Source organism: Enterobacter sp. CPE_E1241, assembly GCF_045618265.1.
GTDB classification, from domain to species: Bacteria; Pseudomonadota; Gammaproteobacteria; order Enterobacterales; family Enterobacteriaceae; genus Enterobacter; species Enterobacter adelaidei.
In genome coordinates, this window is sequence record NZ_JBIWYV010000001.1 from 1,864,944 (window position 1) to 1,887,712 (window position 22,769).

General features: G+C 54.1%; 18 protein-coding genes. 8 read left to right on the forward strand and 10 right to left on the reverse strand.

The features are described 5' to 3' along the window. Nucleotides 1-6: 6 nt before the first annotated feature. Both mfd and ACJ9Y9_RS09045 read right to left on the reverse strand, forming a co-directional pair. The gene (gene mfd, locus ACJ9Y9_RS09040; protein ID WP_028019031.1) at nucleotides 7-3,453 is read right to left on the reverse strand and encodes a transcription-repair coupling factor; all 3,447 of its coding nucleotides are present in this window, start codon (nucleotides 3,451-3,453) and stop codon (nucleotides 7-9) included. A 147-nt stretch (nucleotides 3,454-3,600) separates the two neighbouring features. Then, nucleotides 3,601-4,674 carry an acyltransferase family protein gene (locus ACJ9Y9_RS09045; protein ID WP_028019030.1) on the reverse strand — a complete coding sequence of 358 codons (1,074 nt, stop codon included), beginning with the start codon at nucleotides 4,672-4,674 and terminating at the stop codon, nucleotides 3,601-3,603. A 256-nt stretch (nucleotides 4,675-4,930) separates the two neighbouring features. On the opposite strand from ACJ9Y9_RS09045, the gene lolC reads away from it, so the two are divergent. From lolC to cobB, 5 genes are read left to right on the forward strand one after another with little or no spacing between them, the layout of a single operon-like run. After that, complete coding sequence (gene lolC / locus ACJ9Y9_RS09050; RefSeq protein ID WP_028019029.1) at nucleotides 4,931-6,130, forward strand: lipoprotein-releasing ABC transporter permease subunit LolC; 1,200 nt, start codon at nucleotides 4,931-4,933, stop codon at nucleotides 6,128-6,130. Beyond that, complete coding sequence (lolD, locus tag ACJ9Y9_RS09055; RefSeq protein WP_028019028.1) at nucleotides 6,123-6,824, forward strand: lipoprotein-releasing ABC transporter ATP-binding protein LolD; 702 nt, start codon at nucleotides 6,123-6,125, stop codon at nucleotides 6,822-6,824. Before lolC ends, lolD begins: the two co-directional genes overlap by 8 nt. Then, entirely contained in the window at nucleotides 6,824-8,068 is a 1,245-nt protein-coding gene (lolE, locus tag ACJ9Y9_RS09060; RefSeq protein WP_028019027.1) for a lipoprotein-releasing ABC transporter permease subunit LolE, read from the forward strand. Before lolD ends, lolE begins: the two co-directional genes overlap by 1 nt. Nucleotides 8,069-8,122: 54 nt before the next feature. Beyond that, nucleotides 8,123-9,034: an N-acetylglucosamine kinase gene (gene nagK, locus ACJ9Y9_RS09065; RefSeq protein WP_028019026.1), complete on the forward strand. Its 912-nt coding sequence runs from the start codon at nucleotides 8,123-8,125 to the stop codon at nucleotides 9,032-9,034. A 14-nt stretch (nucleotides 9,035-9,048) separates the two neighbouring features. Beyond that, nucleotides 9,049-9,870 (forward strand): Sir2 family NAD+-dependent deacetylase, encoded by an 822-nt coding sequence (cobB, locus tag ACJ9Y9_RS09070; RefSeq protein WP_028019025.1) that lies wholly within the window; start codon nucleotides 9,049-9,051, stop codon nucleotides 9,868-9,870. A gap of 34 nt (nucleotides 9,871-9,904) precedes the next feature. Here the strand turns inward: cobB and ACJ9Y9_RS09075 are convergent, their stop codons facing one another. Then, the gene (locus tag ACJ9Y9_RS09075; RefSeq protein ID WP_028019024.1) at nucleotides 9,905-11,836 is read right to left on the reverse strand and encodes a methyl-accepting chemotaxis protein; all 1,932 of its coding nucleotides are present in this window, start codon (nucleotides 11,834-11,836) and stop codon (nucleotides 9,905-9,907) included. Between the two features lie 237 nt (nucleotides 11,837-12,073). On the opposite strand from ACJ9Y9_RS09075, the gene ACJ9Y9_RS09080 reads away from it, so the two are divergent. After that, nucleotides 12,074-13,303, forward strand: coding sequence for an EAL and HDOD domain-containing protein (locus ACJ9Y9_RS09080; protein ID WP_028019023.1), 1,230 nt, complete (start codon nucleotides 12,074-12,076; stop codon nucleotides 13,301-13,303). A gap of 47 nt (nucleotides 13,304-13,350) precedes the next feature. On the opposite strand, the gene potD is transcribed toward ACJ9Y9_RS09080, so the two are convergent. The 4 genes from potD to potA are packed head-to-tail and all read right to left on the reverse strand — an operon-like array spanning nucleotide 13,351 to nucleotide 17,159. Continuing rightward, nucleotides 13,351-14,385: a spermidine/putrescine ABC transporter substrate-binding protein PotD gene (gene potD / locus ACJ9Y9_RS09085; RefSeq protein WP_028019022.1), complete on the reverse strand. Its 1,035-nt coding sequence runs from the start codon at nucleotides 14,383-14,385 to the stop codon at nucleotides 13,351-13,353. Then, on the reverse strand, nucleotides 14,382-15,173 hold the full coding sequence (gene potC / locus ACJ9Y9_RS09090; protein WP_014169603.1) for a spermidine/putrescine ABC transporter permease PotC: 792 nt from the start codon (nucleotides 15,171-15,173) through the stop codon (nucleotides 14,382-14,384). The genes potD and potC overlap by 4 nt, the downstream gene beginning before the upstream one ends. Beyond that, entirely contained in the window at nucleotides 15,170-16,027 is an 858-nt protein-coding gene (gene potB, locus ACJ9Y9_RS09095) for a spermidine/putrescine ABC transporter permease PotB (RefSeq protein WP_028019021.1), read from the reverse strand. The genes potC and potB overlap by 4 nt, the downstream gene beginning before the upstream one ends. Further along, nucleotides 16,011-17,159: a spermidine/putrescine ABC transporter ATP-binding protein PotA gene (gene potA, locus ACJ9Y9_RS09100; protein ID WP_195757733.1), complete on the reverse strand. Its 1,149-nt coding sequence runs from the start codon at nucleotides 17,157-17,159 to the stop codon at nucleotides 16,011-16,013. Before potA ends, potB begins: the two co-directional genes overlap by 17 nt. Before the next feature lie 237 nt (nucleotides 17,160-17,396). Between potA and pepT the strand changes: the two genes are divergently transcribed. Both pepT and ACJ9Y9_RS09110 read left to right on the forward strand, forming a co-directional pair. After that, nucleotides 17,397-18,620: a peptidase T gene (pepT, locus tag ACJ9Y9_RS09105; RefSeq protein ID WP_032666982.1), complete on the forward strand. Its 1,224-nt coding sequence runs from the start codon at nucleotides 17,397-17,399 to the stop codon at nucleotides 18,618-18,620. Nucleotides 18,621-18,716: 96 nt separating this feature from the next. Then, a complete protein-coding gene (locus ACJ9Y9_RS09110) occupies nucleotides 18,717-19,208 on the forward strand; it encodes an REP-associated tyrosine transposase (RefSeq protein ID WP_028019018.1) in 492 nt (163 codons plus the stop codon). A gap of 93 nt (nucleotides 19,209-19,301) precedes the next feature. On the opposite strand, the gene ACJ9Y9_RS09115 is transcribed toward ACJ9Y9_RS09110, so the two are convergent. The 3 genes from ACJ9Y9_RS09115 to phoP all read right to left on the reverse strand — a co-directional run bounded on the left by ACJ9Y9_RS09115 (nucleotide 19,302) and on the right by phoP (nucleotide 22,650). After that, nucleotides 19,302-20,423 carry a cupin domain-containing protein gene (locus tag ACJ9Y9_RS09115; RefSeq protein ID WP_028019017.1) on the reverse strand — a complete coding sequence of 374 codons (1,122 nt, stop codon included), beginning with the start codon at nucleotides 20,421-20,423 and terminating at the stop codon, nucleotides 19,302-19,304. A gap of 91 nt (nucleotides 20,424-20,514) precedes the next feature. Then, nucleotides 20,515-21,978: a two-component system sensor histidine kinase PhoQ gene (gene phoQ, locus ACJ9Y9_RS09120; RefSeq protein WP_028019016.1), complete on the reverse strand. Its 1,464-nt coding sequence runs from the start codon at nucleotides 21,976-21,978 to the stop codon at nucleotides 20,515-20,517. Continuing rightward, nucleotides 21,979-22,650 (reverse strand): two-component system response regulator PhoP, encoded by a 672-nt coding sequence (gene phoP, locus ACJ9Y9_RS09125; RefSeq protein WP_028019015.1) that lies wholly within the window; start codon nucleotides 22,648-22,650, stop codon nucleotides 21,979-21,981. It abuts the gene before it with no gap. Nucleotides 22,651-22,769: the final 119 nt, after the last annotated feature.

Below are 22,769 nucleotides of genomic sequence, written 5' to 3' on the forward strand. Positions count from 1 at the left end.
AATGGGTTAAGCGATCGCGTTCTCTTCCAGTTGACGCATAAAGTGACGCACCCAATCCATGCGGGTTTTGCGTTCCGTTAGCTCCTGGGTAAATTTCAGGCGCGTTGGACCATCAAGACGGAAATGTTGCGGCTGCTTTTGCAGCAGACCGATCAGCCACATCGGGTTGACGTGGTTCTTCTCGGCAAATTCAATCACGCCACCTTTTTCATTCCCTTCGAGCTTCCGAATACCGAGCTTCTGTGCCTGCTGACGCAGGCGTGCGATATCCAGCAGATTTCTCGCAGGGTCTGGCAGCAGGCCGAAGCGGTCGATCAGCTCAACCTTAATCTCTTCCAGTTCGTTCTCACTCTTCGCACTGGCGATGCGTTTATAGAACGACAGCCGGGTATTTACATCCGGAATGAAATCATCCGGCAGCAGGGAAGGCATACGCAATTCAACCTCGGTCTGCTGGCTGGTGAGATCTTCCAGCGACGGCTCGCGTCCGGCCTTCAGGGCATCGACCGCGTTTTCCAGCAATTCCATATACAGGGAGAAGCCGATGGTCTCCATGGAGCCGCTCTGGTCTTCACCCAGCAGTTCACCGGCACCACGGATCTCCAGGTCGTGTGTTGCCAGCGCAAAGCCTGCGCCAAGATCTTCCAGGGAGGCGATCGCTTCCAGACGCTTTTGGGCATCGGTGGTCATCGCTTTCGGATGCGGCGTTAACAACCAGGCGTAGGCCTGATGGTGTGAACGCCCGACGCGGCCGCGCAGCTGGTGGAGTTGCGCCAGACCAAAGTGATCGGCTCGTTCGATGATGATGGTATTCGCCGTCGGAATATCGATCCCGGTTTCAATGATGGTGGTACACACCAGGACGTTAAAGCGCTGGTGGTGGAAGTCGTTCATCACCCTTTCCAGCTCGCGCTCGCGCATCTGCCCGTGACCGATAGCAATGCGCGCTTCCGGTACCAGCTCCGCCAGCCTGTCCGCCGCTTTCTGGATATTTTCTACATCGTTGTAGAGGTAATAGACCTGTCCCCCACGCAGCACTTCACGCAGAATCGCTTCACGTACCACCAGATTATCGTACTCGCGGACAAAGGTTTTCACCGCCAGACGACGCGCCGGTGGGGTGGCAATAATCGACAGGTCGCGCATGCCGCTCATCGCCATGTTCAGGGTTCGCGGGATTGGCGTTGCGGTCAGAGTGAGGATATCGACATCGGCACGCATCGCTTTGATGCGCTCTTTATGACGCACCCCGAAGCGGTGCTCTTCATCGACGATCAGCAGCCCCAGGTCTTTCCACTTCACGTCGCTTTGCAGCAGCTTGTGGGTGCCGATCAGAATATCGATCTTGCCTTCACTTGCCTGTTCGAGGATCTGCGTCTGTTCTTTGGTGCTGCGAAAACGCGAGAGCATCTCGATGCGTACCGGCCAGTTGGCGAAGCGGTCGCGGAAGTTGTCGAAGTGCTGCTGAGCGAGCAGGGTGGTTGGCACCAGCACCGCTACCTGCTTGTTGTTTTCAACCGCAAGGAAGGCGGCGCGCATCGCCACTTCGGTTTTGCCGAAGCCTACGTCGCCACAGACTAAGCGGTCCATTGCCAGTGGCTGACACATGTCGCTCAGCACGGCGTTAATGGCCTGGGCCTGATCTGGCGTGGTTTCAAACGGGAAGCTGTCGCAGAACAGTTGATACTGTTCTTTATCATGTTTAAAGGCGAAGCCCTCTTTGGCCGCGCGTTGTGCATAGATATCCAGCAGCTCAGCCGCCACGTCACGCACTTTTTCCGCTGCTTTCTGGCGCGCGCGTGCCCAGGCATCGCCACCCAGCTTATGCAATGGCGCATTCTCTTCTGCGCCACCCGCGTAGCGGCTGATCAGATGCAGGGAAGAGACCGGAACATACAGTTTGGCGTCGTTCGCGTAGGTCAGCATCAGGTATTCACCTTTGATACCGCCTGCTTCTAGCGTGGTCATTCCCTGGTAACGCCCGACGCCATGCTCCAGGTGAACAATCGGCTGGCCCGGGTGTAGCTCGGCCAGGTTGCGAATCAGCGTGTCCGGGTTGATGGTACGACGGCTGTCCTGACGGCGACGTGCGACGCGCTCACCCAGCAGGTCGCTTTCACAAATCAGCGCCAGGTTATTGAGCGTATCAATAAACCCATGTTCGGCGGCGCCAATCATCAGATAACGACCGTTTCCGGTGGTTTCGCTCAGACGCAGGATACGCTTCGGCGCCACTTTAATGCGCCCCAGCAGCTCCCCGAGTGCTTCGCGACGGCCTTCACTTTCAACCGAGAACACCACCGGGCCGGTAAAGGATTCCAGAAACTTCCGCAGATTATCCAGCGGTGATTTCTGCTGCGCCTGAACGGCCAGATCTGGCAACGTCTGAAACGCGAGGTTGGTATTGGCGGCTTTGGCGGCAAGCGAATCGGTTTTAAGCTGCATACGCGGCCAACGCTTCAGCTCGGCGTTGAGTTCATCGGTTCGCAGCCAGAGCGCCTCCGGGGGCAACAGCGGGCGCATCGGGTCAACGCCGCGGCTTTCAAAGCGGGCGCGGGTTTCGTTTTCAAAGCGGCTGGCGCTGGCGTCGATATCTCCGGTGTTAACAATCAGCGTATTTGCCGGGAAGTAGCTAAACAGCGGAGGCAGGGGTTCATTGAAGAACAGCGGTTGCCAGTACTCAATACCTGCGGGCAGCGTACCTTTGCTGACCTGCTGATAAATATGTTCGGCATCGCGTTTGACGTCGAATTTATCGCGCCACTGGCTGCGGAACAGTTCGATAGCGGTTTTGTCCGTCGGGAACTCGTGGGCGGGCAGTAAATTGATAGATTCCACTTCTTCCAGCGTACGCTGCGTGTCAGCGTCAAACACGCGCAGGCTGTCGATTTCATCATCGAAAAAGTCCAGGCGATACGGTTGGTCACTCCCCATTGGATAGAGATCGAGTAACGCACCGCGCGTGGCGTATTCTCCGTGTTCCATCACCTGATCAACATGGCGATATCCGGCGCTGTCCAGCTGCACGCGCAGGGTGTCGCGGGACAGGCGCTGACCTTTTTTCATCACCAGCGCGTGACCGTGCAGATAGCTGTGCGGACAGACGCGCTGCATCAGGGTATTCACCGGTACAATCAGTACACCACGCTGCATGGTCGGGAGTTGATACAGCGTCGACAAACGCGAGGAGATGATTTCCTGATGTGGGGAGAAGCTGTCATAGGGCAGCGTTTCCCAGTCGGCCAGGCTGAACACCAGGCTATCGGTGAACTGGCGAATTTCGTCGTGCAGACGCAGGGCGTTTTGCATGTCCGGGGCAACCAGAATTACCGGGCCAGGATGACGCTCAGCGATTTCCGCTACCAGCGTGGCGCACGCCGCGCCCGTGAGTTCACCCAGCTGGCGCTGGTCACCCGCTTTGACAGGCAAGGAATAACGATAGTGTTCAGGCATGGCTATGTCAGAGTCTCTTATGGATATACCAACAGTATTGGGGCATATCACTGATACGCAATGTCTTTATTATCCTCGATCGTTTTGTATAAGCAAACCAGAACCGCACAGGGGGAAAATTCGCCCCAGCAGGGGCGAAGAGTGCCATCAACGGGAGGATGGCGACAGGCTCAGCGTTGACGGAGGGGAGAAGAAAACGTCCCCGAACAGCGCGGTGGAGAGTTTACGCACCCCGAGCCCGGCAAGTGTACAGATAAGCAGGCTGGCAAACGGGTAGATCAGAAGCAGACCCAACTCCGCCCAGACCGGCCACAAGGCACTATTCATCTCGCCAATCAGGAACAGGCTAAAGGCCTCGATTAAGATGCGGTGGGTGGTATAAATCGCGATCGTGTTTGAGCCAATCACGTTCAGCAAGTTGTCAGGATGCACGGCATAACGCTGCTCAAGGTTATAAAAAAGCTTCATGATCAACACAATCGACAACACAGAGAGCAGTAGCGGGACGTTAGCAAACCACAGCACCACGGAGACGGCGGCGAAAGCGCCAGTTGCCAGCCAGAGTCGGCGAAGGTTGACGCTTTTCATCCACGCCATCAGCTCTGCGCCATACCACGCCCCGAGGCTGTAGTAGATCATGTTGCGTACCACGCTGTTCATCCCCCACCACGGTAGCGGCAGGAAGTTGATCGCGATACTTGCCAGCGCCAGCAGCCCCAGTACCGGCAGCTTCCATCGGCTCAGCAGTTTACACAGCGTGAAGTACACCACCAGAGCATACAGATACCAGAGGCTGGTGCTGGCGGTGAGCATCCCCAGCACAAATCCTGAGAGCGAGTCGGCGTAGGCCGCATTCGATGATGTGGCGAGTTCACGCTCGGGTGCCAACCAGGCATTCATATGGGTCAGCGCCTGCCATTGCAGGATGCCCCACAGCGCCAGGACCCAGACAATGCTCCAGATCCGTTTGTCGAGACTGGTTCGCCAGTCCACCTCAGCAATATAACGACGGATCAGATAGCCGGAGATAAAGAAGAAGACCGGCATTCGGAACGGAGCGAGATAGAGGTTAAAATAGACCCAGCATTTGGCGAGAAGGCCGGAGAGCGGGTGTTGCAGCCCGATCAGATGCGGATAAAACGTGATAACCGAATGATAAATAACCACCAGGCAGATACACAGCCCTTTTATCTGGTTAATCCATAATGCTTTTTGCTTCATTGTTCGCCACTACCTTATTGCCATAAACGAACGAGCAATTGTTGTTAAACGACGCCTGGATGTAACGGGTAACAGTCTGTATCAGGAGCTTTTTCGGAAAAGGTGGAGGATGCAAGGCGAGTATTCAGACAATAGCACTCTGATTTATCTGAATTTTTCGGAAAAATGATTACCAAAGCTTACTGTTTCAGTCATTTACGCTTAACGGATTCGCTTATATACTCGTGGGTCTGCTATCAGCAAACAGACGGATTTCATGTACCAACCTGTCGCACTCTTCATAGGCTTACGTTACATGCGTGGGCGCGCCGCGGACCGCTTCGGTCGCTTTGTCTCCTGGCTTTCGACTATTGGCATTACGCTTGGCGTGATGGCTCTGGTGACGGTACTGTCCGTCATGAATGGCTTTGAACGCGAGCTGCAAAACAACATCCTGGGGCTGATGCCGCAGGCCGTTCTCTCATCAACCAACGGTTCGGTTAACCCGCAACAGCTGCCGGAAAGCGCAGCGAAGTTACAGGGTGTCACGCGCGTTGCGCCGTTAACCACAGGCGATGTGGTGCTGCAAAGCGCCCGCAGCGTGGCGGTCGGCGTGATGCTCGGGATTGACCCGGCGCAAAACGATCCGCTGACGCCGTATCTGGTTAACGTAAAACAGACCGATCTGGAAGCGGGTAAATACAACGTGATTCTGGGCGAACAGCTTGCCGGGCAGCTTGGCGTCAACCGCGGCGATCAGCTGCGTGTGATGGTGCCGTCTGCCAGCCAGTTCACGCCAATGGGGCGCTTGCCAAGCCAGCGCCTGTTCAACGTGATTGGTACCTTTGCCGCCAACAGCGAAGTCGATGGTTACCAGATGCTGGTTAATATCCAGGACGCTTCGCGCCTGATGCGCTACCCGGCAGGGAATATTACCGGCTGGCGCCTGTGGCTCGACGCACCGTTGAAAGTTGATACCCTCAGCCAGCAAAAACTGCCGGAAGGGACCAAATGGCAGGACTGGCGTGAGCGTAAAGGCGAACTGTTCCAGGCCGTACGCATGGAAAAAAATATGATGGGGCTGCTGCTGAGCCTGATCGTGGCCGTTGCCGCGTTTAACATCATTACCTCACTGGGACTGATGGTGATGGAGAAACAGGGTGAAGTCGCTATTCTGCAAACCCAGGGACTCACGCCGCGCCAGATCATGGCGGTCTTTATGGTACAGGGTGCTAGCGCCGGGATTATCGGCGCGCTGCTTGGGGCAGTGCTGGGTGCACTGCTTGCCAGCCAGCTTAACAACTTAATGCCGATCATCGGTGCGTTGCTCGATGGTGCGGCGCTGCCTGTGGCGATTGAGCCGCTGCAGGTGATCGGAATTGCGCTGGCCGCGATGGCGATTGCGCTGCTTTCTACGCTTTATCCTTCCTGGCGCGCTGCCGCCACTCAACCCGCTGAGGCTTTACGTTATGAATAAGATCCTGTTGCAATGCGACAACCTGTCCAAACGCTATCAGGAAGGCACTGTGCAGACTGACGTGCTGCACAATGTGAGCTTTAGCGTGGGAGAAGGCGAGATGATGGCGATTGTCGGTAGCTCTGGTTCCGGCAAAAGTACCTTATTACACCTGCTGGGCGGGCTGGATACCCCAACCAGCGGAGACGTGATTTTCTCCGGCAAGCCGATGAGCAAAATGTCCTCAGCGGCGAAGGCCGAGTTACGTAACCGTGAGCTCGGTTTTATCTACCAGTTCCATCACCTGCTGCCGGACTTCACGGCGCTGGAAAACGTGGCGATGCCGCTGCTGATTGGCAAAAAGAAACCGGCAGAAATTAACGCCCGCGCCAGCGACATGCTGAAAGCGGTAGGGCTGGGCCATCGCGGTAACCATCGTCCCTCTGAGCTTTCCGGCGGCGAGCGCCAGCGCGTGGCGATTGCCCGTGCGCTGGTCAACAACCCGCGTCTGGTGCTGGCGGATGAGCCTACCGGTAACCTGGACGCGCGCAATGCGGACAGTATTTTCCAGCTTCTGGGCGAGCTGAACGCCTCGCAGGGCACCGCATTTCTGGTGGTGACCCACGACCTGCAGCTGGCAAAACGCATGGGACGCCAGCTTGAGATGCGTGACGGTCATCTGAACGCCGAGCTGACCCTGATGGGAGCGGAGTAATGGCTTCACCGTTATCGTTACTCATTGGGCTACGTTTTAGCCGCGGTCGCCGTCGCGGTGGCATGGTATCGCTTATTTCGGTGATTTCCACCGTGGGCATTGCGCTGGGTGTCGCCGTGCTGATTGTGGGGCTGAGCGCCATGAACGGCTTTGAGCGCGAACTCAACAACCGCATTCTGGCGGTGGTACCGCACGGGGAGATCGAGCCGGTTAACCAACCGTGGAACAACTGGAGCGATGCCCTGACCAAAGTGGAAAAAGTGCCGGGCATTGCCGCCGCCGCCCCCTACATTAACTTTACCGGGCTGGTGGAGAGCGGGGTAAACCTGCGCGCCATTCAGGTAAAAGGGGTAAACCCGGCGCAGGAGGAGCGTCTGAGCGCACTGCCGAAGTATGTACAGAACGGCGCATGGGCGAACTTTAAGGCCGGTGAGCAGCAGATCATCATGGGTAAAGGCGTTGCCGATGCTCTGAAAGTGAAGCAGGGCGACTGGGTGTCAATCATGATCCCGAACGCCAGTGCCGACCACAAACTGCAGCAGCCTAAACGCGTGCGTCTTCATGTCACCGGTATTCTTCAGCTGAGCGGCCAGCTAGACCACAGCTTTGCGATGGTGCCGATGGAAGATGCGCGTCAGTATCTCGATATGGGCGACAGCGTGACGGGCATTGCCATTAAGGTTAACGACGTCTTTAACGCCAACAAACTGGTACGTGACGCAGGCGGTGTGACCAATAACTATGTCTACATCAAAAGCTGGATCGGCACTTACGGGTATATGTACCGTGATATCCAGATGATCCGCGCCATTATGTACCTGGCGATGGTGCTGGTGATTGGTGTCGCGTGCTTTAACATTGTCTCGACGCTGGTGATGGCGGTCAAAGACAAGAGTGGCGATATTGCTGTGCTGCGCACCTTAGGCGCAAAAGACGGTCTTATCCGCGCCATCTTTGTCTGGTACGGTTTGCTGGCGGGGCTATTCGGTAGCCTGTGCGGCGTGGTGATTGGTGTGGTGGTTTCTCTGCAACTTACGCCGATTATCAACGGCATTGAAAAACTTATTGGTCACCAGTTCCTGTCGGGTGATATCTATTTTATTGACTTCCTGCCGTCTGAACTGCACTGGCTGGACGTTTTTTATGTGCTGGTGACAGCACTTTTACTGAGTCTGCTGGCAAGCTGGTATCCGGCGCGTCGCGCAAGCCGAATTGATCCGGCGAGGGTACTAAGTGGCCAGTAATTACGTCATGATGTAGCGGTTTTGAGGCCGCTATGTCAGAAAGAGGAATGCATTATGTATTATGGATTTGATATTGGCGGCACCAAGATTGCGCTCGGCGTGTTTGATAAAGATCTCAAACTGCAGTGGGAAACCCGCGTTCCCACGCCGCGCAAAAGCTACGACGAATTTTTAACCGCCATTGCCGCGCTGGTGGCGCAGGCGGATGAACGTTTCGGCGTGAAAGGCAGCGTCGGCATTGGTATTCCGGGCATGCCCGAAACCGACGACGGTACGCTTTACGCGGCCAACGTGCCTGCCGCCAGCGGTAAACCGCTGCGCGCCGATCTCTCTGCTCTCCTTGAACGCGACGTGCGTTTAGACAATGATGCCAACTGCTTTGCGCTCTCGGAAGCCTGGGACGAAGAATTTACACAGTATCCCCTGGTGATGGGGCTGATCCTCGGCACCGGCGTTGGTGGTGGGATCATTTTCAACGGTAAGCCCATCACCGGGCGCAGCTACATCACAGGCGAGTTCGGCCATATCCGTCTGCCGGTGGATGCGCTTGATGTGGTGGGGCGTGATTTCCCGCTGACCCGTTGCGGCTGCGGTCAGCACGGCTGTATTGAGAACTACCTGTCAGGCCGCGGGTTTGCATGGCTTTACGAACACTTCTATCATCAGAAACTTGAAGCTCCTCAAATCATTACCCTGTGGGAGCAAGGGGATGCGCAGGCGCGTGAGCACGTTGAGCGCTATCTGGATCTGCTGGCGGTGTGTCTGGGAAACATTCTCACCATCGTCGACCCGGACCTGCTGGTGATCGGGGGAGGGCTTTCAAACTTTACCGCGATTACGGAACGGTTGTCCGGGCGTTTGCCCCGACATTTATTGCCGGTTGCCCGCGTGCCGCGTATTGAACGCGCGCGACACGGGGACGCAGGAGGCATGCGCGGAGCCGCATTCCTTCATCTCACCGATTAGTTTACGAGGTTTCTATGCTGTCGCGTCGCCAGGGTCGACTCAGCCGTTTTCGCAAAAACAAACGCCGCTTACGTGAGCGCTTGCGCCAGCGGATCTTTTTCAGAGACAGAATGATGCCAGAAGCGATGGATAAACCCAGAGTGGTGGTGCTGACTGGCGCGGGGATCTCCGCCGAGTCAGGAATTCGAACCTTCCGCGCGGCGGACGGGCTGTGGGAAGAGCACCGCGTGGAGGATGTGGCCACGCCGGAAGGCTTTGCCCGCGACCCGGATCTCGTGCAGGCGTTTTACAACGCCCGCCGTCGCCAGCTTCAGCAGCCAGAGATTGCGCCGAACGCGGCGCATCTGGCGCTGGCGAAGCTGGAAGAGGCGCTGGGCGATCGCTTTCTGCTGATTACGCAGAATATCGACAACCTGCATGAGCGGGCCGGTAACCACAACATCATCCATATGCACGGTGAGCTGCTGAAAGTTCGCTGTGCCTGGAGCGGTCAGGTGCTGGACTGGAAAGAGGACGTGCTGCCAGAGGATAAATGCCACTGCTGTCAGTTCCCCGCGCGGCTGCGTCCGCATGTGGTCTGGTTTGGTGAGATGCCGCTGGGGATGGATGAGATCTACAGTGCGTTGGCGATGGCAGATGTGTTTATCGCTATTGGCACGTCAGGCCATGTCTACCCGGCAGCGGGGTTTGTTCACGAGGCGCGGCTGCATGGCGCGCATACGGTCGAACTGAACCTGGAGCCAAGCCAGGTGGGAAGCGAGTTTGAAGAGAAGCACTATGGCCTGGCAAGTACGGTCGTACCGGAATTTGTCGACAAGCTGCTGAAAGGGCTGTAATCCAAAAAGGCACCCGTTTCCGGGTGCCTTTTTGTTATGAATTAAAGAACGCCAGCGTTTTCTCCAGCGACTTAGCCTGTTCGTCCAGCGAGAGGGCAGCCGCAGAGATTTGCTGAACCAGAGAAGCATTCTGCTGGGTCGTACTGTCCATTTGATTGACGGCAGTGCTCACCTGGCTAATTCCCCGATTCTGCTCGTCCAGGGCCTGAACCATATCGTTGATCACCAGATGGACATGCGATACGGCCTCGATGACCTGTTTCATCATGACCCCCGTCTCATTGACCAGCTCAACGCCTTTGCTGACGCGACCTGACGACTCGGCGATCAGCTGAGAGATCTCTTTAGCCGCGTTAGCGCTGCGCTGGGCAAGATTGCGGACTTCACCTGCCACTACCGCAAAACCGCGCCCCTGTTCGCCAGCCCGGGCCGCTTCAACGGCAGCATTCAGCGCCAGGATATTGGTCTGGAAAGCAATGCCATCGACGATGCTGTTAATCTCGCCGATCTTACGTGCGCTCTCATCAATCTCTCCAATTACAACGACCACGTCGTTCACCAGTGTTTCCCCGTGCCCGGCGAGCGTGGCGGCGCGGTCGGTCAACGTTGTCGCCTTATGCGCATTATCGGCATTGTTCTTCACCGTGACCGAAATCTCTTCCATGCTGGCGGCTGTTTCAACAATCGCTGCCGCCTGTTCTTCGGTACGTGAAGCGAGATCAAGATTACCCGCCGAAATTTCGCTGGTGCCGCCGTGTACGGAATGGCTGGCTTCGCTGATATTGTCGACGATGCGCTTGAGCTGCATCTGCATAGTGTGCAGCGCGTAAAAAATACTGCTGGTATCCCCGGGACGAACCGGGATGGTATTGTTCAGATCCCCTTGGGCAACAGCCAGGGCGATCCCCGCGGCATCTGCCGGTTCGCCTCCAACCGGACGGTCAACTTTACGGGTAAATATCTGTGCCATCACCAGACTGACGGCAACGATGCTTAACACCATCAGGATGATAGCTTTCAGTAAAAATGCCCTTGCTTCGGCCATCACTTCGCTGACCGGTGTGACAATAGCCAGTTTCCACGGTGTCTGACTGTTGCCGATAACAATGTCCTGCCAGGTGATAAACACTTCTTCTTTCAGTAGCGGATCGTCCGCCCGGATGACGTCATTACCGGCAATCTTGCCCGCGTAAGGCTTGCCTGTGGCACGTTTGTCCGGACTGGAAACCACGTTATTACCCGCGGAGAGGAGCAGGGCGTAACCAGTGCCGTTCCACGGTTTAATCGCCCCGATCATCGACTGCAGCGTGGCAAGCGAGAAGTCAGAGGTGACTGATCCCAGGAACTGACCATCACGCATGATGGGCGCGGCAATTGAGGTAAGCATCACGTCCACGCCGTTGTAGGGATAAATATAAGGTTCGATGATCACATCTTTATGACGCTGCTTCGGCAGCAAATAATAATCGCCGCTGCCCGGCGATTCGAAATCCGTCAGCAAGTGCAATGCGGGTTTGCCGGTGGCGTCGCGGTCGACGTAGCGGGCGTAACGCCCGGCAGGGTCTTCACCGCTCTGCCCGGCAAAAGTGGCGTCTTTGTCGTCGAAAGCGTTGGGTTCAAAGGCCATCGACATGGAGAGAAACTGTGGGTGAGCCGAGAGATAATGGGTGAGCAACTGATTGAGGCTCTGACGATCGGTTACGCCCGCCTCGTGCAGCGCCAGAGCGCTGTTACCCATATCCCGGGCGGCTGACAGGGCGGAATCCAGCTGTTTGCTGACCTGCAAAGACTGCACTTCGGCAATTTGTCGGATATGTTTTTTGGCCAGAATGTCTTGCTGTGCCATCCACTGCCACATCATAAACCCGATCGTTGCGGTAAAACCCACCGTCACGGTGAGGAAAATGGACAATAGCATCAACGTCTTGACTCTCATTTTTTGTTTTCGGACCATGGCGTCTTTCATTCTCATCTCCCGTAATGTTGTGCATGTCGGGCAGGCACACATTACTTATCGGATATATCGCCTCCTTTCTGTAGAGTACCAGGTATATTTAATTTAAATTTCAGGATTTCAAATCCTGTTAGTTAGTGTGGATGCTTTTATTTTGTGCATTCAATCAAAATAGTACTCGATAATGCTCGTTATCGTCGTGTAGAAAGAGGATGCTAATAAATATAAAGTTGTAGAGGAGGATGGGATATGTACGGATTTATCGCGCGACAACCCATTTTTAATCCTGATATGAATACGGTAGCTTATGAGCTGCTTTTCAGAGATGGGATGACAAACCGTTTTCCGGATGTGTCGGCGGAATATGCCACCTCCAGAATGATATCCGACCAGTTTTTATGTGTGCCCTCTCAGCGCATCGCCGGGGCGCATGTGTCGTTTATTAATTTTCCTTCCAGGATGGTCATTGACCGCAGTGGAGAGGCGCTTGATAAAGAGAAAGTGGTCATTGAGATCCTGGAGGATGCTGTTCCAGGGGAAGAACTATTGCTGGCTGTCAGGGAAATGCATGCGCACGGATACCACTTCGCACTTGATGATTTCACCCTTGCTCCGGAGTGGGATGCTTTTTTACCCTATATTTCAATACTGAAATTCGATGTCAGAAATTATTCCTTAGCGCAAATTAAACAGTATCTGAATGAACGTAAACACCTGACCGGACATATTAAATATCTCGCTGAAAAAATTGAGACTAAAGAGGAATTCAAACTCTACCGGGATGAAGGTTTTTCTCTTTTTCAGGGATATTTTTTCTGCCGTCCGGAGGTGATTAAATATAAAAGATTATCGCAAAATCAGCTGGCTATTTTCCGTCTGCAAATGGAAGTGGGACGCAATAAACCTGATTTTCGGATCATCGAGTCGTTGATAAAAACCGATCTCACCTTGTCGTATAAAATCATGCGCTATATGAAGCACACCGCATTTAAACATGTCGGCGCCTGTAATTTCAGTAAGTTAACCCTGAGTGAAGTGCTCAGATATCTCGGGGAAAACCAGCTCAGGCGGTTTGTTGCCGTCGTGGTCCTGGCGAGTGCGGGGAATGATACCGTCAGCGAGCTTTACCCGTTGAGCATGATGCGCGGAAAGTTCTGTGAACTGATTGCAGAGAAGATGAACGAACCGACGCTGGCTGAAAATGCCTTCATGTGCGGTCTGTTTTCACTGCTTGATACCCTCCTTGAACTGCCGATGGCTGAGTTGATGAAGCAAATCGCGGTGCCACAGAGTGTGAGCAATGCACTGTGCCATCATGAAGGGCAGTTATCGGATATGGTTACGCTTTGCCGTTATTATGAGCAGCAGCGGTGGGACGATGCGACCAGGGTTCGTCAGGCGCTCGGGCTGTCAGATGAGGATGTGGTAGAGGCAATGCGAAGGGCAACACTCTGGGCGGGGGAGAATGCCGTGAGTTAAACGCTTCCTCACGCCGTACAGACGGCGTGAGGAAGAACGCGGTGTGTTTATCTGCCCGCTTTCAATCTCTGGTAGTACTCCTCGTAAAGGCGGCTGGCGTCACCGACATCGTTTTGCCATTCACCTTTGCTGATGGTTTCGGCATCCGGGTAGAGCGACTTATCATTAGCCACTTCAGGCTTCAGCAGTTTGCGTGCGGCCAGGTTGGGTGTCGGATAGCCAATCGTCTCAGCAACCTGTTTAGCCACGTCCGGGCGCAGCAGGAAGTTAATCAGCTTCAGAGCACCATCCACGTTTTTCGCATTGGCAGGAATTGCGAGACTATCCATCCAGAAGATACCGCCTTCTTTCGGCCAGACCACCTCAAGCGGCGTACCGGCCTGGCGGGCGACATACGCTGAGCCGTTCCAGACCATGCCCAGGTTCACTTCACCTTCCATATACGGGTTTGCCGGGTTATCAGAGTTGAAGGCCGCCACGTTAGGCATCAGCTTTTTCAGCTCGGTATACGCCGCTTCAATCTCTTTTGGATCCGTCGTGTTGCCAGAGTAGCCCAGCTTGCGGAGCGCAACCTGGAATACTTCGCGTGCGTCGTCGGTTAACAACAGGCTACCTTTATACTCCGGTTTCCACAGATCGGCCCAGCTAGTCACCGATTTCGGATCGACGGCCTCGCTGTTAACGCCAATCGCAGTTGCTCCCCAGATATATGGAATGGAGTAGTCGTTATTTGGGTCGAACGGCTTGTTGAGCATCTCAGGATCGAGGTTTGAAAAATTGGTTAGCTTCGTTTTATCGATCTTCTGGATCATGCCCTCTTTGCGCATTTTATCGACAAAGTAGGTGGAAGGAACCACCAGATCGTACGCGCCGTCTTTGTAGGTTTTGAGCTTGGCGTACATGGTTTCATTCGATTCGTAGGTCGAGTAGATAACCTTGATGCCCGTCTCTTTGGTGAACTGTTCCAGCAGGCCCGGCGGCACATATTCGGTCCAGTTATAGAAGTAGAGCGTTTTGCTGTCATCAGCGTGTGCCGCACCCATGCCAAGCACCAGCGCCGCAGCGGCGAGCATTTTTTTCATTTCATTGTCCCCTGAGATTTTGTTTTATCACGAGCAATAACCTGGCTGGCGATCACCAGAACCAGCGAAAACACCAGCAGAATGGTCGCCAGCGCGTTCACCTCAGGTGAAACGCCGACTTTTACCATCGAATAGATTTTCAACGGCAGAATTTCATAACTCGGCCCGGTCACAAAGGAGGAGACGACAACGTCATCCATCGACAGGGTAAAGCTGAGCAGCCATCCAGCCGCCACGGCGGGCATCGCCAGCGGCAGGATGATTTTGCGCAGGATGGTCATCTCGCTGGCGCCCAGATCTTTCGCCGCCTCCAGCATGCGCACGTCAAAACCTTTCAGGCGCGCAAAGACGGTCACCACCACAAACGGCAGGCAGAAGGTAATATGGGAAAACAGCAGTGACCAGAAGCCAAGCTGAACGCCCAGCAGCATAAACAGCACCAGTAGCGAAATCGCCATGACGATATCGGGTGACATCATCACCACAAATAGCATGCCGCTGACGAACGGTTTGCCGCGAAAGCGATAGCGGTAGAGCGCCACGGCGGTAAGGGAGCCAATCAGCGTCGCGAAGGTGGCGGAGAAAATCGCCATCGTCAGCGAGTGCTGAGCGGCCTGCAGCAGGCTGTCGTTGTTCATCAGCAGGCTGTACCAGTTGGTGGTAAACCCCTGCCAGTTAATCCCGAAGCGCGAGCTGTTAAACGAGTTCACGATCAAAATGATAATCGGGATATAAAGGTAAGCGTAAATGGCGGTCATAAAACCGCCGCGAAGCAGTCGACCGATCATTCGAGTTCTACCTTCTTGTTCAGCAGCCTTGAAGCGCGCCAGTAAATCAGCAGCATCAGGCCCATTACCACCGTCAGGGTAATGCTGGTGGCCGAGCCGAACGGCCAGTCACGGATGTTGAGGAACTGGCTTTTAATGACGTTACCAATCAGCAGGTTTTTCGCTCCGCCCATCAGGTCAGAAACGTAAAATAGCCCCATCGCCGGCAACATCACCAGCAGACTGCCCGCGATAATACCGGGCATGGTCAGCGGGATGATAATGCGGGTAAAGGTCTGCAGTTTATTTGCACCCAAATCTTTAGCCGCTTCAAGCAGGGGTTTATCCAGCTTTTCAATGCTGGAGTAGAGCGGCATGACCATAAACGGCAGCAGGATATAGACCAGTCCAACGATCACTGCGCCCGGCGTAAACATGATGCGCACTGGCGTATCAATCACCCCCAGCCACAACAGAAACTCGTTGAGATAGCCTTTAGTACTCAGGAAGATTTTCAGCCCGTAGATGCGAATGAGCGAGTTGGTCCAGAAAGGCACTATCAGTAAAAACAGCAGCACCGGGCGGACCTTTTGCGGCAGATGCGCCAGAAACCACGCAAATGGATAACCGAGCACCAGACAGGCAACGGTGGCGAACAGCGCCATATTGAGTGAATGAAGAAGCACGTCAAAATAGAGCGGATCGAGCAGGCGCGCGTAGTTTTCCAGCGTAAAGACCAGCGAAACGAAGTTTGTATCGTCACGGGTCAGGAAGCTGGTGGCAATGATCATCAGGTTGGGTAAAAAGACAAATAACACAAGCCAACCGACGATAGTGGCAATCACCACATTCTGGAATTTACTTGTGTTCTTCATCAGCCAGTACAACCTCCCAGCTTTCTACCCAGTTGATAACCATTTTCTGGTCGAGAGAGTGGTCGAAGTCAGGATCATCCTCATTAAAGAACTCGCTGACCATCACCATTTTGCCGTTCTCCAGTTCGACGACGGATTCCAGCGTCATCCCTTTATAGTTCCGCTCGCGGATATAGCCGATAAGCCCCTCAGCCTCCGTATTACCGTGAATTTCATCGACACGCAGATCTTCCGGCCGCAGCAGAACGTTGAGTTTTTGTCCCTTTTCGACGGGGAAATTCACCGTGAGATTGCACTCGCGACCTTCAACACTGGCGCGCACCCGCTGGTCGTCCAGGCGTTCAATCACCGTGGCATTGAAGATATTGATCTCACCAATGAAGCTGGCGACAAACAGATTTTTCGGCTCTTCGTAGATTTCGCGTGGCGTACCGTCCTGTTCGATTTTGCCGTCGCGCATGACCACGATACGGTCCGACATGGTCAGCGCCTCTTCCTGGTCGTGGGTCACGAACACAAAGGTGATGCCAAGCTTGCGCTGCAGGGCTTTAAGCTCGTTCTGCATCTGCTTGCGTAATTTGTAATCCAGTGCTGAAAGAGACTCATCCAGCAGGAGCAGACGCGGTTTATTCACCACGGCGCGGGCGATGGCCACACGCTGCTGCTGACCGCCGGAAAGTTGATGGGGCTTACGCTGTGCGAACTCTTCCAGTTGCACCATACGCAGCGCGTCAGTGACACGCGGAGGGATTTCGCCGGCCGGCGTTTTTTGCATGCGCAAACCAAATGCCACGTTCTCGAACACGGTCATATGCGGGAAAAGCGCATAGCTCTGAAAGACGGTGTTAACGTGACGATCTTCAGCGGGGACCTGGGTAATATCCTGGTTTTCAAGATGGATTGTGCCGCTATCGACATTTTCCAGCCCGGCAATAAGGCGTAGTACGGTTGTCTTGCCGCAGCCAGAGGGGCCAAGCAGCGTGAGGAACTCACCGTCATTGATGGTCAGGTTGAGCTCTGAAATAACCTCTTTACCATCAAAACTCTTACGAATTCGTTCCAGTTGCACCAGCGGTGAACGTGAACGGGATTGTGTATTCAATTTTTGCGCTGTCCCATATAGACGCCTCAGGCAGCAGACTGAAGCGGGGTTTGTGTGTAACCACCTTGGTGACTCGTAATGAGGGCGGACATTCTACGGTAAACCACTGGAATCGCCAATCCTTGTCACTGATTCATAAGCTACATTTACTAGCGTATAACGATATAAACGGAAAATATTCTCGTTTGCGGGATAAAAGTGACCTGACGCAATATTTGCGTTTTGATGCTTATTGATAATGTTGTCACAAAAAGTGAGGGTGACTGCATGGATAAATTACTTGAGCGTTTTTTACAGTACGTTTCGCTGGATACCCAATCTAAACCGGGTGTCCGCCAGGTGCCGAGCACCGAAGGCCAGTGGAAGTTATTAAACCTGCTTAAAGAGCAGCTTGACGCCATGGGGCTGGTGAACGTCACGTTAAGCGATAAAGGCACTGTGATGGGAACGCTGCCTGCAAATGTCCCGGGCGATATTCCGGCGGTTGGTTTTATCTCCCATGTCGACACCTCTCCGGACTTTAGCGGTAAACACGTGAACCCGCAGATTGTTGAAAACTACCGCGGCGGTGATATTGCGCTGGGCATTGGTGATGAAGTGCTCTCTCCTGTAATGTTTCCGGTGCTGCACCAGTTACTCGGCCAGACGTTGATCACCACCGACGGGAAAACGTTACTGGGGGCGGATGACAAGGCGGGTATCGCGGAAATCATGACCGCGCTGGCGGTACTGAAGGGCAAAAATATTCCACACGGTGATATCCGCGTGGCCTTCACGCCTGATGAAGAGGTCGGAAAGGGGGCGAAACATTTCGATGTGGAGGCCTTCAACGCGAAGTGGGCTTATACCGTCGATGGTGGTGGTGTAGGTGAGCTGGAGTATGAAAACTTCAATGCCGCATCGGTCACGATCAAGATTGTCGGGAACAATGTTCATCCAGGCTCCGCCAAAGGGGTGATGGTGAATGCGTTGTCGCTGGCATCACGCATTCATGCGGAAGTACCTGTAGAAGAAAGCCCGGAGCAGACGGAAGGCTATGAAGGTTTCTATCACCTGACCAGCATTAAGGGCACAGTCGACAGCGCGCAGATGCACTACATCATCCGCGATTTTGACCGCAAAGCGTTTGAAGCGCGCAAGCGTAAGATGATGGAGATCGCGAAGAAGGTCGGGAAGGGCTTGCACCCTGACTGCTATATTGAGCTGATCATCGAAGACAGCTATTACAATATGCGTGAGAAGGTGATGGCGCATCCGCATATTATTGATATCGCCCAGCAGGCGATGCGCGATTGTGACATTGAACCGATCTTAAAACCGATTCGTGGCGGCACTGATGGATCCCAGCTGTCGTTTATGGGTTTGCCTTGCCCGAACCTGTTTACCGGTGGCTACAACTACCATGGCAAACACGAATTTGTGACGCTGGAAGGGATGGAAAAAGCAGTGAAGGTGATTGTGCGGATAGCGGAGTTAACCGCGAAGCAGTAAGACATTGCCCGGTGTCGCTACGCTTACCGGGCCTACGATCAGAATGTAGGCCGGGTAAGGCGCAGCCGCCACCCGGCGTTAAGGCAAGGAATGCCCATGTCAAACTATCGTCGCCACTACATCCCTGGTGGAACCTGGTTTTTCACCGTCAACCTGCAAAACCGCCAGAGTGATTTGCTTACCCGCCATATCAATAGCCTGCGTTCCGCCACTTCAACGGTTAAGCGAGCTAAAGCCTTCACCATCAACGCTTGGGTTATCCTTCCTGAACATATGCACTGTATCTGGACCTTACCGGAAGGAGACTGTGATTTTTCGGCTCGCTGGCGGGATATCAAAAAAACGTTCAGTCGTAACATTGAAATGCGTCACATCTGGCAGTCGCGCTTCTGGGAACACACCATCCGTAACGAAGAAGACTATCGGCGGCATATGGATTATATCTACATCAACCCGATGAAGCATGGTTATGTTAGCAAAGTTATCGACTGGCCGTATTCAACGTTTCATCGTGAAGTACGGGAAGGGTTGTATCCGGTGGATTGGGCTGGAGAGATTGAGGATTTTGCAGCGGGTGAGCGCAAATAATAATGCCCGGTGGCGCTGCGCTTACCGGGCCTACGGGATCGAGCTTTTGTAGGCCGGGTAAGGCGCAGCCGCCACCCGGCAAATGTTTACAACTCAGTCCTCAAAGAACCAGTACCCGCTGTTTACAAGCGCAGAGAGCATCGCGAGGAAAGAGGGATCTTCCAGCGCATCGCCGAAGGTATCAGCAGTCAGCACCAGATGGCTGGCGATGGCGTCGAGGGCAGGACGGTGTGGCGAATCCAGCTTCTCGCCATTGACGAACACCTCTTCGCCAATCCGCAGAACGCGCAACCCGCCCAGACGAACCAGCTTGTCGCCCTGTTGCAACGCATCATAAATTTCATCGGCCTGATACGGAGGTTCTGGCGGCGCAACGTCCAGCTCATGACGCGACTGGCTGATAAACTCACCAAACCACTGACGGAAATGTTCGGGCTCGTTGATCAAATCCAGCATCATGCCGCGCAGTTTATCCAGCTCTTCTGGCAGAATATCAGCCGGGTGCTCGCGCGCTGGGACATCGGGATCGCTGTAACGATAACTGCCCAGTTCGCGTTGCAGAACATAGTCGGCAAAACCGCTGATCATCTCGCGACCGCTTGGCGCACGGAACCCGACAGAGTAGTTCAGCGAATTTTCCAGTGAATAACCTTCGTGCGGGAATCCTGGCGGAATGTAGAGAATATCCCCCGGCTCCAGCTCTTCGTCGATGATCCCTTCAAAAGGGTCTACCTGCAGCAGGTCCGGATGTGGGCAGTGCTGTTTCATCGGCACTTTTTCGCCCACGCGCCAGCGGCGGCGGCCAGTTCCCTGAATGATAAATACGTCGTACTGATCCAGATGCGGACCCACACCGCCGCCAGGTACGGAGAAGGAGATCATCAGATCGTCCATTCGCCAGTCAGGCAGAGCACGGAACGGACGCATTAATGCGGCAGTCGGCTCGTGCCAGTGGTTGACCGCCTGCACCAGCAGTGACCAGTTGTTTTCACCGAGATGATCATAGCTTTCGAAAGGACCGTGGCTGACCTGCCATTTCCCGTCCTGGTGGCTGACCAGGCGGCTGTCGACTTCGTTTTCCATGGCCAGACCGGCCAGTTCGTCTGGAGAGATGGGGTCGATAAAATTGCTGAACCCGCGTTTCAGAACCACCGGGCGTTTTTGCCAGTAATGTTCAATAAACTCAGGCCAGTTAAGTGTTAAGTGATAGTCCATATTTTTTTATTCCGCAGGCTCTTACTGACTCGGATTATAACGGAAGCTCAGGAGCCTGGGTGCGAGATCCTCGCATTTTTCACATAACGGGTTAACTATCGTTCAATATGGGCTGCTGACGACCAAAAATCACTTCCATTCTGGCGCCGCCCAGTAAGCTATCACCGGTTTCGATGTTGCCATCGTATTGGTCGACAATCTCACGTGCGACAGATAATCCCACGCCCTGGCCGGGACGCAGTGTGTCGGCACGCTGGCCGCGATCGAACACCATTTCACGTTTATTAAGTGGAATGCCCGGGCCATCATCTTCAACAATAATGTGCAGTTCGTTCTCTGTCTGACGCGCCGACACTTCTACAAACTCCAGGCAGTACTTGCAGGCATTGTCGAGCAGGTTCCCCATCACTTCCATAAAATCATTTTTCTCGCCGACGAAGCTGATCTCCGGCGAGATATCGAGGCTGATATTTACCCCTTTTCGCTGGTAAACCTTGTTCAGCGCAGACGTGAGGTTGTCCAGCAGTGGCGCTACAGGATGTAATTCGCGGCTTAATAACGCGCTACCCGAGCGCATACTGGCGCGATGCAGATAGTAGCCAATTTGCTGAGAGATACGGCTGATTTGTTCAAGCATCACCGGTTCAGCATCATCGACGCTGAGTTTTGAACTGCGCATTGAACGCAATGTGCTTTGCATTACCGCAAGCGGTGTCTTGAGGCTGTGCGTCAGGTCGGTAAGTGTGGTGCGGTATTTGTCATAGCGTTCGCGCTCGCTTTTCAGCAGGCGGTTGAGGTTCCGCACAAGGCTTGTCAGTTCACGCGTGGTTGCAGGGTTGAGCTTTTCACGGTGGTGTTCTTCCAGTTCGCGAACCTCTTTCGCCAGTGATTCGATGGGGCGCAAGCTCCACCACGCCGCCACCCACAGCAGTGGGATCACCAGCAGCAGATTCGCGGCCAGAACATAGATGAACCAGCTCCAGACCATATAAGAACGTTTCAGTTCCACAGGAATGGTGTCGATCACTACGATGGTCAACTGCGGCATGTTCAACGTCGCCGGATAAAGATTGATTGCAACGGAGTGGGTCATTTCCGTTTCGGCATCATCGGCGCGGATCTCATTCAGTTTCTGTTGCAGAGAGCGATCTTCACGAATCAGCGAGCTGGTGGTATTGAGATCGGCTTCAATTTCATGAAATCCGTTGGTTTTAAGCCACTCAGGACGAATGCTGTTGACCAGCCAGGGAATATCGCGCTGTGCCCAAAGCAATTTTCCCTTTTCGTTATAAATCAGGGCCAGCGTTGGACTCTGTTGGTTGAGGTTTTCCGGCATTTCAACGGTGATTTTGTTGTTTTCCCACTTTGCCAGGGTATAAAACAGATTACTTTCACCGCGCAACAGCCGGAAAGTCGTTTTATCGAAGCTGACGCTGTAGCCCACCAGCGCCACCATACCGTACGAAAGCGACAAGACCAGGACAACGGCGGCCGTTGCCAGTAAAAAACGAACCCGCAGGGAAAGCGGCAGTATGTGGCGCAAAATCCGTCTCATTTAGCGTAATTCGAACAGGTAGCCCTGACCACGGACGGTGGTAATCACATCCTGTGGATACTGCGCCTGAATTTTCTTACGCAAACGTCCCATCAGTACGTCAATGGTATGGCTCTCGCGCAGTTCAGCATCTGGATAAAGCTGGAGCATTAAAGAATCTTTGCTCACCACTTTGCCATTGTTACGGATCAGCGTTTCCATAATGGTGTATTCGAAGGCGGTTAGCTTGATCACTTCATCGTTGATGGCTAATTCCCGCCGGGAGAGATCAACCTGGAACGGAGGGATAGAAATGACCTGCGAGGCCAGCCCGCTGTTGCGGCGTAACAGCGCCTGCATGCGCGCCGCCACCTCTTCAATATGAAACGGCTTGGTGACGTAATCATCTGCACCCGCACTGAGCACTTCGACCTTGTCCTGCCAGCCTTCACGGGCAGTCAGAACCAGAACCGGGAGAGAAACATCATGGCTGCGCCAGCGACGAATTAACGACAAACCGTCTTCATCAGGTAACCCTAAATCGACGATGGCGATATCCGGCAGGTGTTCATTGAGATAATAATCGGCTTCTTTTGCATCTTCGGCATCGTCCACCTGATGTCCCATCTCCTGAAGCTGTACTTTCAGGTGATGGCGTAGCAATGCATTATCCTCAACAACCAATACGCGCATCATCTCTTCTCCCTAAATTAATGGTATGAATAGTTTAACGCTGATTATGTTGTTGTGGGGATAAACATTTAGTAAACCGGGGGAAAGCAACCCTCTTTCCGGGCGGAAAGAGGGTAGAG